This window comes from Arthrobacter sp. UYCu511 (assembly GCF_040547105.1).
Taxonomy (GTDB): domain Bacteria; phylum Actinomycetota; class Actinomycetes; order Actinomycetales; family Micrococcaceae; genus Specibacter; species Specibacter psychrochitiniphilus.
This window is the reverse complement of record NZ_JBEPPB010000001.1, coordinates 290,253-303,216: the sequence shown is the minus strand read 5'-3', so window position 1 is coordinate 303,216 and position 12,964 is coordinate 290,253. Positions and strand designations below refer to the sequence as shown.

At 59.5% G+C, this 12,964-nt stretch carries 8 protein-coding genes; all 8 read right to left on the bottom strand.

All coding sequences use genetic code 11. From position 1 onward, the window contains the following. Positions 1–10: 10 nt before the first annotated feature. The 8 genes from pyk to ABIB48_RS01305 all read right to left on the bottom strand — a co-directional run bounded on the left by pyk (position 11) and on the right by ABIB48_RS01305 (position 12,927). A complete protein-coding gene (gene pyk, locus ABIB48_RS01340) occupies positions 11–1,495 on the bottom strand; it encodes a pyruvate kinase (protein WP_110106176.1) in 1,485 nt (494 codons plus the stop codon). A 69-nt stretch (positions 1,496–1,564) separates the two neighbouring features. Then, complete coding sequence (locus tag ABIB48_RS01335) at positions 1,565–3,031, bottom strand: glutamate synthase subunit beta (RefSeq protein ID WP_354211502.1); 1,467 nt, start codon at positions 3,029–3,031, stop codon at positions 1,565–1,567. Next, positions 3,024–7,583 (bottom strand): glutamate synthase large subunit, encoded by a 4,560-nt coding sequence (gltB, locus tag ABIB48_RS01330; RefSeq protein WP_354212005.1) that lies wholly within the window; start codon positions 7,581–7,583, stop codon positions 3,024–3,026. The genes ABIB48_RS01335 and gltB overlap by 8 nt, the downstream gene beginning before the upstream one ends. Before the next feature lie 776 nt (positions 7,584–8,359). Further along, positions 8,360–9,394, bottom strand: coding sequence for a prolipoprotein diacylglyceryl transferase (gene lgt / locus ABIB48_RS01325; protein WP_179442529.1), 1,035 nt, complete (start codon positions 9,392–9,394; stop codon positions 8,360–8,362). After that, positions 9,394–10,278 (bottom strand): tryptophan synthase subunit alpha, encoded by an 885-nt coding sequence (gene trpA, locus ABIB48_RS01320; protein WP_354211499.1) that lies wholly within the window; start codon positions 10,276–10,278, stop codon positions 9,394–9,396. The genes lgt and trpA overlap by 1 nt, the downstream gene beginning before the upstream one ends. Beyond that, a complete protein-coding gene (gene trpB, locus ABIB48_RS01315) occupies positions 10,271–11,689 on the bottom strand; it encodes a tryptophan synthase subunit beta (RefSeq protein WP_315915704.1) in 1,419 nt (472 codons plus the stop codon). The genes trpA and trpB overlap by 8 nt, the downstream gene beginning before the upstream one ends. 129 nt (positions 11,690–11,818) lie before the next feature. Next, positions 11,819–12,649 carry an indole-3-glycerol phosphate synthase TrpC gene (trpC, locus tag ABIB48_RS01310; RefSeq protein WP_315915697.1) on the bottom strand — a complete coding sequence of 277 codons (831 nt, stop codon included), beginning with the start codon at positions 12,647–12,649 and terminating at the stop codon, positions 11,819–11,821. A gap of 2 nt (positions 12,650–12,651) precedes the next feature. Continuing rightward, positions 12,652–12,927 (bottom strand): HGxxPAAW family protein, encoded by a 276-nt coding sequence (locus tag ABIB48_RS01305; RefSeq protein WP_110106171.1) that lies wholly within the window; start codon positions 12,925–12,927, stop codon positions 12,652–12,654. Between the last annotated feature and the right edge of the window lie 37 nt (positions 12,928–12,964).

Below are 12,964 nucleotides of genomic sequence, written 5' to 3'. Positions count from 1 at the left end.
TCAAGAAAGCTTAGCCAACGGGCCAGGGACCAATCTTTTCCTTGACTGCGCGAACGCCGCCGGTCTTTCCGATATCAGCTTGATCGCCAACCACGTGTGCCTTGACCAAGTTGGTGGAGCCAGCCTGTCCGGGAGGGGAACCGGCTGCAATAACAACCATGTCGCCTTCCTCAACCAAGCCCTTGGCCAACAGCGTGGTATCAACCTGCTCGGTCATGGCGTCAGTGTGAGCAACAGAGGGAACCAGCACGGGCTCAATACCCCAGGCAAGGGCCAGCTGGTTCCGAACACGCTCATCCGGAGTGAACGCGAAGACCTGCTTGGACGGGCGCAGGCGGGAGAGACGGTGAGCGGAGTCACCCGACTGTGTGAACGTGGCAATGAACTTCGCGTCCAGCTGATCGGCGATCTGCACAGCTGCTGCGGTGATGACGCCGCCGCGGGTTCTGGGCTGAGAGCCGAGCTTGGGGATCAGCTTCATGCCGGCTTCTTCTTCAGCAGCTTCGATGATCCGGGCCATGACCTTGACGGTCTCGATCGGGAACTTACCAACGCTTGTCTCGCCGGAGAGCATGACTGCATCTGCACCGTCGAGCACAGCGTTTGCGCAGTCAGAAGCTTCTGCGCGGGTGGGGCGAGGGCTTTCGATCATGGATTCAAGCACCTGCGTGGCTACGATGACGGGCTTGGCCCAGCGGCGTGCCATTTCAACACACTTCTTCTGAACCAGCGGGACATCTTCCAAGGGAAGCTCCACACCCAAGTCCCCACGAGCAACCATGATGGCGTCAAACGCGTCAACAATTGCTTCCAAGTTCGCCACGGCCTGCGGCTTTTCGATCTTGGCAATCACCGGCACGCGGCGGCCTTCTTCGTCCATGATCTCGTGGACACGGCTGATATCAGCGGCGTCACGCACGAACGACAATGCGACCAAGTCCACGCCGCACTCAAGTGCCCAACGCAGATCATCTTCATCTTTTTCGCTCAAGGCGGGGACGTTCACAGCAACACCGGGTAGGTTGATGCCCTTGTTGTTGGAGACCTTGCCCGGAACGGTAACAACGGTAACAACCTTGATGGAGTCAACCGCAGTTGCCTGAACGGAGACCTTGCCGTCGTCGATCAGCATGATGTCGCCAACCTTGACGTCTTCAGTCAAAGACTTAAGCGTGGTGGAGCAGATATCTTTGGTGCCCGGAACGTCCTCGGTGGTGATGGTGAAAACATCGCCCACGGCCAGATCATAGCCCTCGCCATTGGCGAAACGGCCCAACCGGATTTTGGGGCCCTGCAAGTCAGCCATCACGGCTACGGGCTTGCCCAGTGCCTCAGCGGCCTTACGGACGTTGTTGTACGTATTTTGGTGCACGGTGTAATCGCCGTGGCTCATGTTCATGCGGGCTACGTTGACGCCCGCCTCCAGTACCGCAAGTGTGTTTTCATAGCTGGCGATTGCCGGCCCGAAAGTCGCAACAATTTTTGCGCGTCTCAATGTACCTACCTTGTGTGTGTTTTTCAGCAGAAATTTTTAGTGACTTGCCTCTAGCCTATCGTCTCGGCACTACACACTGATAGCCGAGTCACTGGGTGAGACAGGCGCAGGCAAAAAAGTCTCGCCCATCAAGTATTTATCCACTGCAGCCGCACAGGCCCGGCCCTCGGCAATGGCCCACACAATCAGTGATTGTCCGCGCCCGGCATCTCCGGCAGCAAACACGCCCTCGCACTGTGTCATGTAGTAGCCGTCCCTATCAATATTTGAGCGGGAGTCCACACTGACCGAGATTTGCTGAACCAACTGCTCAGATTCAGGACCTGTGAATCCTAGGGAAAGGAGCACCAGATCCGCCGGGATAATCCGCTCCGTACCAGCCTTGGGCACACGGGCGCCATCACGGTATTCTGTTTCGGCAATTTTTAGCCCGCTCAGAACTCCGTTGTCGCCTAAAAATTCCACCGTGGACGCCAAGTATGTCCGCTCCCCACCTTCCTCATGCGCACTGGCCACCTCAAAAAGGTTGGGAAACATGGGCCACGGATGGTGTGCAGAACGTTCCCGTGGAGGCTGCTGGCCAATAGCCAGCGTTGTCACTGATGCGGCCACCTGGCGATGCGCCGTCCCCAAACAGTCGGCACCGGTGTCTCCACCGCCCAAGATGACCACATGCTTACCGCGTGCATCAATGAGCCCTGCCTCGCCGGCGGCGAACGTTTCAGCCGCAACTTTCTTGTTGGCCTGCACCAGATAGTCCATGGCGAAATGTACACCCGCCAGCTCACGGCCCGGAATAGGCAGATCACGCGGCACCGTGGCACCCGTGCAAACAATGACGGCGTCAACTCGGCGCCGCAGGTCCTGCCACCCAATGTCACGCCCAACCTCCACGCCCGTGCGGAAACGGGTTCCTTCCGCCTCCATCTGCACCACCCGGCGATCCACACTCTCCTTCTCCAGCTTAAAATCAGGAATCCCGTAGCGCAGCAGCCCACCAATACGTTCCGCGCGCTCGTACACCACCACGGTGTGCCCGGTTCGGGTCAGCTGCTGGGCCGCAGCCAGCCCGGCAGGCCCGGAACCTACGACGGCGACTGTCTTGCCTGTGAGCCTGGTGGGCGGCAGCGGGTGGACCCAGTCCTGGTTGAAGGCCTCATCGATGATCGAGACCTCAACTTGTTTGATGGTCACGGCAGGCTGATTGATCCCCAGCACACAGGCACTTTCACAGGGAGCCGGGCACAGCCGGCCAGTGAACTCAGGAAAGTTGTTGGTGGAGTGCAGGCGCTCAATAGCATCCTGGCCTTTGTCCCGCCACGTGAGGTCATTCCATTCCGGAATCAGGTTTCCCAAGGGACAGCCCTGATGGCAGAACGGCACCCCACAGTCCATGCAACGTCCGGCCTGGGCCTTGAGTACGCCTTTTTCCTGAGCCTCATAGACTTCTTTGAAGTCCATGAGACGCACGGGGACGGGGCGCCGCTTCTGGGTGATACGTTCGCGATTGTTCAAGAATCCATGTGGATCAGCCACGGGTAACCTCCAAAATTTTCGCCCAGACGGTTGCCCCATCCGGATCCTCACCCAGATCAGCTGCTGCCAACCGGGTTTGTAAAACTGCTGCATAGTCGCGGGGCAGGACCTTTGTCAGCCGCGCCAGGGTGGCCGGGAAATCGGCGAGGAGGGCTGAGGCAACTTCTGAACCGGTCTCTTCGGCGTGCCGGCGCAACAGTGAGCCGATCACGTCTGCATCAACGCTGTCCGGGCTCAAGAGCACCAGTTCCCCCGCTTCCAGCGCCGCCTTGTTCACTGACATCCTGTCCAAGTCCAAAACGTAAGCCGTGCCGCCGGACATGCCTGCACCAAAATTGCGTCCTGTGGCTCCCAAAATTAAGGCGGTGCCACCTGTCATGTATTCACACCCATGGTCCCCTATACCCTCAACCACAGCGGTTGCCCCGGAATTGCGGACTAGGAAGCGCTCCCCCACTAGTCCGCGGAGGAACATCTCCCCGCTGGTGGCACCGTAGCCAATGACGTTCCCGGCAATCACATTTTCCTCCGCGACGAACTTGCTTTCACGCTCAGGAGTCACCGTGATCCGGCCCCCTGAAAGTCCTTTGCCCACGTAATCGTTGGCATCGCCGAGCAAACGCAGCGTGATCCCTGCGGGCAGGAATGCGCCCAGTGACTGACCAGCTTGTCCCTTCAGCGTCACGTCAATCGTGTCCGGACCCAGCAGGTCAATACCAAACGTGCGGGTGACGTGATGGCCCAGCATGGTGCCAACCGAACGGTCCGTGTTGACAATAGGCAGACTGATTTTCACCGGGACACGCGCTGTGAGTGCATCCTGTGCCATGGTGATGAGCTGCTGGTCAAAGTGCTTCGCCAGCTCATGGTTTTGTTGGACCAGATTCCGCACGGGGGCATCCAGGCGAACTCCTGCATCGGAGAGGATGGGGCTCAGATCCAGCCCCGCTGTTTTCCAATGGCCCACGGCTGCACGCAAGTCCAGCACCTCGCTGTGACCAATGGCCTCCTCCAAAGTGCGGAAGCCTAGCGCGGCCAATGTCTCACGCACCTCCTGCGCCAGGAACTCGAAGAAGTTGACCACGAATTCTGGCTTTCCCGTGAACCTGCTGCGCAACTCGGGGTTCTGGGTGGCCACACCCACGGGGCAGGTATCCAGATGGCACACACGCATCATGACGCAGCCGGAAACTACCAGCGGTGCCGTGGCGAAGCCGTACTCCTCGGCCCCTAGCAGCGCGGCAATCACCACATCGCGGCCCGTCTTCAGCTGTCCATCCACCTGTACCACGACCCGTTCACGCAAACCGTTCAGACGCAGGGTTTGCTGAGTTTCGGCCAACCCCAGCTCCCATGGCATCCCCGCGTGTTTAAGCGAGTTCAGCGGGGAGGCGCCGGTTCCGCCGTCGTGCCCGGAAACCAGGACCACGTCGGCCTTGGCCTTGGTCACGCCGGCCGCTACGGTGCCAATTCCCATCTCGGAGACGAGCTTGACGTGGACCCTGGCGCTGGGGTTGGCTCGTTTGCAGTCATAGATCAGCTGGGCCAAGTCTTCGATCGAATAAATATCGTGATGCGGCGGCGGAGAGATGAGTCCCACCCCGGGTGTTGAGTGCCTGGTCTCGGCAATCCACGGGTATACTTTTTGGGCCATGAGCTGCCCGCCCTCACCAGGCTTGGCGCCTTGAGCCATTTTGATTTGGATGTCCGTGGCATTGCTCAGGTACAGGCTTGTCACACCAAAACGGCCCGAGGCAACTTGTTTGATGGCGCTGCGGCGTTCCGGATCGAGGAGCCGGTCAACATCTTCCCCGCCCTCCCCCGTATTTGATTTTGCACCCAACCGGTTCATGGCAATGGCCAGCGTCTGGTGCGCCTCTTGGGAGATGGAACCGTAGCTCATGGCTCCGGTGGAGAACCGCTTAACAATGCTGTGTACTGCTTCGACTTCCTCCAGCGGGATGGGTTGGCGGTCCTTGAAGGTGAGCAGGCCGCGGAAGGTGTTAAGCTCGCGGGCCTGATCGTTGATGCCGTCGCTGTACTTTTTGAAGATGTCATAGCGGCGTTCCCTGGTGGCATGCTGGAGCCGGAACACGGTGTCAGGGTTGAACAGGTGGGGTTCACCATCGCGGCGCCACTGATACTCGCCACCGCCCAGAAGCGGGCGGTGCGGCACGTCTACCCCATCAACAGGGTAGGCAAGGATGTGCCGGGCGCTGACCTCTGCGGCGATCACATCAAGGCCCACACCTCCCAGCTGGGATACAGTGCCGGTGAAGTAGTCACTGACGAGTTCATGCGATAGCCCTAAAGCTTCAAAAGTTTGCGCTCCGCAATAGGAAGACACGGTAGAGATGCCCATTTTTGACATGATCTTCAGGACGCCTTTACCCAATCCCTTGATCAGGTTGTACACAGCCTGCTCCGCCGTCACTACCGTCACATCACCGGTGCGTACCAATTCCTCCACCGATTCCATGGCCAGGTATGGATTGACTGCTGCCGCCCCGTAACCCACCAGAACAGCAACGTGGTGGACCTCGCGGACATCTCCCGCCTCAACCACCAGGGAGACTTTAGTGCGGTTGGCACTGCGCAACAAGTGGTGATGAACGGCGCTGAGCAATAGCAGTGACGGGATGGGTGCCCACGCGGCGGAAGAGTCCCTATCGGAGAGCACCACATACTGCACACCACGGTTGATGGCCCCGGAAACCTGCTCACAGATCTCGGTCAGCCGGGCACGCAAGGCACGCTCGCCGCCGTCGTGCTTGTACAAGCCACGGACCTTCATGGCAATCCGCGCCCCACCGGAACCATCCGCCCCAAGAGGGGTTTCCATATTGGCAATCTTGGCAAGTTCATCATTGTTGATCACAGGGAAGGTCAGGGAAAGCTGGGGCGCCGCCACTTTGTTGCGGGAGAGCAGATTCCCTTGCGGACCAATGGTGGTGTTCAAAGATGTGACGAGTTCTTCACGAATCGCGTCCAAGGGCGGGTTGGTCACCTGAGCGAACTGTTGAACAAAGTAGTCAAAGAGGAGCCTTGGCCGCTTGGAGAGCACCGCCACCGGAGTATCGGTCCCCATGGCACCGAGAGGTTCGGCACCCGTAGCGGCCATGGGCCCCAGCAGGATCTTCAGCTCTTCAGTGGTGTAGCCAAACGTGCGCTGGCGGTGCAGCACTGAGGCGGTGGTGTGAATGACATGCTCGCGATCCGGCAAGTCAGCCAGGCGCAAGGTGTTCTCCTTTGCCCATTGCTCATAGGGCTGGGCGGCTGCGGCCTGGGCCTTGATGCTGGCGTCACTGATGATCACACCCTTGTCAGTGTCCACCAGGAACATGGTGCCCGGCGCTACCCGGCCTTTGCTGGAGATGGTTTCCGGGGCAAGCTCGAGAACGCCAACCTCGGAGGCCAGCACAACCAGCCCGTCAGTGGTGGTCCAATAGCGGGCGGGGCGCAAACCATTGCGATCCAACGTGGCACCGACCAGGGTGCCGTCAGTGAAGGACACCGCGGCCGGCCCGTCCCACGGCTCCATCATGAGTGAGTGGTATTCGTAGAACGCCCTCCGGGCAGGGTCCATGGTGGCATGGTTTTCCCACGCTTCCGGAATCATCATCATGATGGCTTCGGTGATGGGCCGCCCAGCGAGCCACAGCAGTTCTGCCACTTCATCGAAGGAGGCAGAGTCCGAGGCGCCGGGGGTACAGATGGGAAACAACTCCTCCGGGGTGTCCCCCAGCAAGGGGTGTGCCAGGGTGGACTGCCGGGCGCGCATCCAGTTCCGGTTTCCCTTGACGGTATTGATTTCGCCATTGTGGGCGATGGCGCGGAAAGGCTGCGCCAACGGCCACGACGGGAAGGTGTTGGTGGAGAACCGTGAATGAACTACCGCAAGCTTGCTGGCGAAACGCTCGTCGGAGAGGTCCGGGTAGAAAGGCTCCAACTGGGCCGTGGTGACCATGCCCTTGTAGACCATGGTTTTGGATGATAGCGAAGGGAAGTACACGCCAAATTTCTGTTGCGCTCGCTTGCGCAGGCGGTAGGCCAAACCATCCAGTTCATTGGCTTCGGTGATTGCCAGCGGCTGCTGCGGTTCGGTGGCCAGTGTCAGGAAGAGTTGACTGAAATAAGGCATGCAGGCCAGGGCGCTAGCGCCCACCAAACTTGCCACCACGGGCACATCCCGCCAACCCAGAACTCTCAGGCCTTCACGAGCGGCAAGGGACTCTAAGCCCTCCCGCGCGGCGGCTAGCTCCTGGGGGTCTGTTGGGAGAAAGGCGGTTCCCACCGCGTAGTTACCCTGCGCGGGAAGCTGGAAATCCGTCACATCCCGGAAGAACGCATCCGGGATCTGGGTCAAAATGCCGGCGCCGTCGCCCGTGCCTTCATCAGCCCCGACCGCGCCACGGTGTTCTAAGTTCCGCAGTGCGATCAGTGCTTTTTGCACAATATGGTGTCCGGGAGTGCCTCGCAGGGTAGCAACAACGGCCAGCCCACACGCGTCCTTCTCATGCTCGGGGTTGTACAGCCCCGCCTTTTCCGGCATGGTGGCAAATCGAGTAAACGGCGAGAGCGCTGCAGGCTGCTGTATCTGGTCAGGCAGGGTCTGGTGATGCTGGCTCACTTGCTGCTGCGCCGCGCGCCGCTGAACCGCTTGCCGAGGGGAACTGCCTTTTTGTTGCTTGGTCACCATGTTGAGGTCCTTCCCCAGGTATGAGCGTTGATGTGGGACAACACTTGATGCGGGACAACGCTGGCCCATGCGCCTGAAGACTAATCCCTCTGGCGGTCCTGCCGTAGCGATCCCTGCGTGGCTTAAGCCCCGGCGATACACCCCCGAGGGGTACCGGAGCGCTAAGCACCGATCTGTTTACGCATGAATTCGTGATTCCTTAGTGCATTTGCACTGAGGAAGGCAGATCCATTGTTCAGGCGGTCCATGCAGCGGCTTTCACTATATAGCCGTGCAGAAGGTGAAAATATTCAATTCTCACATAACAAGACATTCAGCACGATCAGTAATATTTCTGCGGGTGTGTACTGCTTAGTGGCATCGACTCACTGCACCCAGAGGCCTCTGGTGCGCAGTGGGCTGGCGGTTTGGTGCGCAGTGGGTCGGCAGGTTGGTGGGTCGGTGGGTCGGCCGGTTGGTGGGTGGCAGCGGCAGAGGACGGGCTCAGAGAGCGGATGCCAGAAGAAGCCCCTGGGACACCCGGATCTTCACGCATTGGGGCCACTCATTGGTTGGGGTGCACGAAAAAGGCGGCTCCGGTATTCCGGAACCGCCTTTATCTCCCCACCTGTGCAGGGAATGGGATGTTCTTAGTTTTCGCTTGCTTTCTTAGCCTCCGCAGGAGTGCCGGCATCAGTGGGAGCGCTAGGGCCAACGCCAGGGGCGTCAGTGGCAGCGTTAGCTGTGGGCGCATCAGAGCCGGACGTTCCCACTAGGGCGTCCTCCTCAGCGGGTCCGTGGCCGGGGAGGTAGACGGAATCACTGGACTTGCCTCTGCGGTACCGCCCAATCACCAGGAACAACACCAAGGCCAGAATAAACACCAGAATGCTGGTCCACACGTTCAGCCGTGCTGTCATCCCCAAGATGGTGATCTGCTCGGCGGTGTCAATACGCAGCATCTCAATCCAGACCCGGCCAGCGGTGTAGATCATGGCATAGAGCAGGAAGAGCCGGCCATTGCGCAACTTGAGCTTGCGGTCCAAGAGCAACAGGGTAGCAACACCTGCTAGGTTCCAGAGGCATTCGTAGAGGAAAGTGGGGTGGAACAGAGTGTCAGGGCTGAAGCCTACCGGCACAAATTCCGGTGAAACGCTCAGTCCCCACGGCAGCGTGGTGGGCCCACCAAAGAGTTCTTGATTGAAGTAGTTCCCCCAACGGCCAATGGCCTGGGCCAGCAGAATGCCGGGAGCGGCGGCGTCAATGAATGCCGAAATCTTTACATTGGCGCGGCGGCAGCCAATCCAGGCACCCACCACACCGAGAACTACGGCACCCCAAATGCCGAGCCCGCCGAGCCAAATCTGCGGGATGAGCGCCAGGTTGCCCGTGCCGTCAAAGCCCGGCCCGAAGTACGCATCCGGTGAGGAAAACACATGATAGAGCCGGCCACCAATGATGCCAAAGGGAATAGCCCAGATGGCTATATCCCAGATGGATCCTTCGGGTCCGCCGCGTTTGCGCCAGCGGCGGTCTGTCAGCCAAATGGCCGCAACAATGCCCAGCAGAATGCATAGGGCGTACGCGTGAACACGCAATGGTCCAATATCAAAACCAGACCAAGCTGGTGCCGGAATGGCCGCAACCACGTTGCCGGTCAAGGCAAGTGGGGCGAGGGAAGCAATCACTGAGGTACTCCTGTGGTGGCTTCGGGTGTGGAGGGGGTCTTAGAAGGTGTATCAAGCGGAGCATCAAAAGCGGAGCTGAGCTCCTTCGCCAAGGCGCCCACAGCAGCAACACCGCCATCACGCAGAGCAACAACCAAGGCCGTACCCACAATCACCCCATCCGCGTAGCCAGCAATTTCACGCACATGCTCTGGCCGCGAAACACCCAGCCCTACGCAGGCACGCTCGGCACCTGCATTGTGAGCTGCCGCCACTACGGCCTCAGCTGCGCTTGAGACAGTAGTCCTGGCACCGGTGACACCCATGATGGAGACGGCATAGACAAAACCGCGGGTGGCCTCAACCGTCATGGCTACGCGTTCGGCAGTGGAAGAGGGAGCGACCAGGAACACCCGGTCCAAACCGTATTTATCGGAGGCAGCAAACCATTCGCCGGCTTCATCCGGGATCAAATCTGGTGTGATCAGGCCAGCGCCACCGGCCTCAGCCAGACGGCGGGCAAACTCGTCCACACCGAGCCGCATCACGGGGTTCCAGTAGGTCATGACCAGCACTGCCGCATCGGTTTGCGCCGTGACAGCCGCCACAATATCAAACACATCTGATACGTGGAAGCCATTTTCCAGCGACTGCGTGGTGGCAGCCTGAATGACCGGGCCATCCATGACGGGATCAGAATAAGGGATTCCAATTTCAATGATGTCGGCACCATTGCGGGCCACCGCGATGGCTGCATCAATGGATCCCTGCTTGTCCGGGAACCCGGCGGGCAGGTAAGCGATCAAGGCCTTTCTTCCGGCCGCCTTGGCTTTGTCGATGGCCGCCCCGGACTTACTGAAAATGGCAGGGGTTGCGTTACTGTTGCTGATGATTTCACTCATTGCTGGCATCCTCTGCGTTGCTATCCATGACGCCGGCTCCCGGCGCCGCACCCTTGGCGGTGCGAGTAGAGAGCATAGTGCCCTTGACATTGCCGTTCTCATCGAGGAGACCGAACCATTCAGCAGCCGTCTCCACGTCCTTGTCGCCGCGCCCGGAAAGGTTCACGATGATGACAACGTCCTCGGCTTTCTGGGCATCGGCAGTGAGGCGCTGACCAACTTTCAAAGCACCTGCCAATGCGTGTGCGGACTCGATCGCTGGGATGATGCCTTCAGTGCGGCACAGCAACTTGAAGGCGTCCATGGCCTCAGCATCGGTAATGCCTTCATAGCTAACCCGGCCTAGATCCGCCAAGTAGGCGTGCTCAGGACCAACACCCGGGTAGTCCAGACCGGCAGAAATGGAGTGCGATTCGATGGTCTGGCCGTCTTCATCCTGCATGAGGTAGGAGCGGGCGCCGTGAAGCACACCAGGACGGCCCAGCGTGATGGTGGCTGCGTGGCGGCCCGTCTCAACGCCGTCGCCAGCAGCTTCAAAGCCGTACATCTTTACAGCGGAGTCATCCAAGAACCCATGGAACAAGCCAATGGCGTTGGAGCCACCACCAATGCAAGCGCATACGGCGTCGGGCAGGCGGCCAATCTGATCAATGATCTGGCCACGGGCCTCTTCACCAATCACTTCATGGAAGAAACGGACCATGGCCGGGAAAGGATGTGCGCCGGAAACGGTGCCCAGCACGTAGTGGGTGTTTTCAACGTTCGCTACCCAGTCGCGTAAGGCATCATTGATGGCATCTTTGAGGGTCTGGGAACCGTTAGTTACCGGCACCACTGTGGCCCCCAGTAACTGCATCCGGGCCACATTCAGCGCCTGACGGCGGCAATCTTCGGCACCCATGTAGACAACGCAGTCAAGACCCAACAGGGCAGCGGCGGTTGCGCTGGCAACACCGTGCTGGCCGGCACCGGTCTCGGCAATGATGCGCGTCTTGCCCATACGCTTAGCCAGCAAAGCCTGACCCAAAACGTTGTTGATTTTGTGTGAACCGGTGTGGTTGAGGTCTTCGCGTTTGAGGAAGATACGGGCCCCACCAGCATGCTCGCTGAATCGCTTGGCCTCGGTGAGCAAGGACGGCCGGCCGGAATAATTCTTGTTTAGATCCGCAATCTCGGCCAGAAACTCCGGATCAATTTTAGCTTTTTCGAACGTCGCTTCAATTTCATCCAGGGCGGCTATGAGCGATTCCGGCATCCAACGGCCGCCGTAGCTGCCGAAGTAGGGCCCGGGCGCATGCCGCAGCGAATGCTCGGATGCTACATGCTGAGCAGTGGCGCCCTGTAAGAATGCTGTTGCCGGATCCACCATGTCTGCGGGATCCTGTGACGAAGCTGCTGGCAGTTGAGCCATCAGTTCCACCGTCCTGTTCCTAAATAATTGTGCACTGATAGTCGAAGGTGCTGGTGGCCCCTGCGGCAGATGCGAAGGCCCCCAGACAGGCTAGCAACCGGGCCCTCCCTGTGCGGACGGGCCCGGCTGCTAGCGGGTGCTAATGGCTTGCGCCCCAGTTGCCTTGAATTCGGTGATCCGCTCCCTGGGAGTGGCATCTTTGACAAGTGCCTCACCCACAAGAATGGCGTGGGCCCCGTGCGCCGTGTAATGCTCGACGTCGGCCACGTCACGTACGCCCGACTCGGCCACCACGATGGGTCCGTTCTCGATGTTGCCGGCAGGAATGCCACCAGCCAAGGCCGCAAAGACTCCCCTGTCCACGTCGAGGGTTTTCAGGTTGCGTACGTTGATGCCAATAATTTTTGCATCAACGGCAACAGCCCGCGCAATTTCCTCGGCCGTATGCGTCTCCACCACAGCGTTCATACCCAATTCGTGGGTCAGAGCCAGGTAGCTGCGCAGTTCCTCATCACTCAAGGCAGCCACGATGAGAAGAACAAGGTCCGCTCCATGGGCCCGGGCTTCCCAGATCATGTACGGATCACAGGTGAAATCCTTGCGTAGAACAGGGATGCTCACTGCTGCACGTACGGCGTCCAGATCGGCCAAGGAACCGCTGAAGCGGCGTTCCTCAGTCAACACGCTGATGATGCTGGCGCCGCCTTCTTGGTACAAAGTAGCCAAGGCCGCCGGGTCTGCAATACCCGCCAGCTGACCCTTGGACGGGCTGCGGCGCTTAACTTCTGCAATGACCTTGAGGTCATCACGCGCAGCACGGTCACCACCCAGAGCCGCCCAAGCATCTAGCGCCGGGGCTACCGTCTTGACCCGCTCCTGCAACTCTTCCAGGCTGAGAAGTTGCTGGCGGGCATGGAGGTCTTCCCGGACACCGTCAATGATGTCCAGCAGAACGCTCACTGCTAGTGGCCGTTGTTCTTCAGCTTGCTTCCGCCAACGCCGTAGCCAGCAGCCTTCAGGACTGGGCCCAGGATGACGCCCACGGCAATGACGCCCACGCCGATCCAGAACATTATGGTGGCACTTTCGCCGATGACGAACGCGATGCAGCCAATCAACGAACCAACCAGCATGACAGCGACACTGGTCCAAGCTGCCGGGCTGTTTCCGTGGCCCAGCTCAATGCTGTGGTCAATGGGCTCTTGCACGGTTACTGATGCAGCCGACTTGTTGCTCATGGTAAATCTCCCTATTTAACGCGGATACTAATATTAC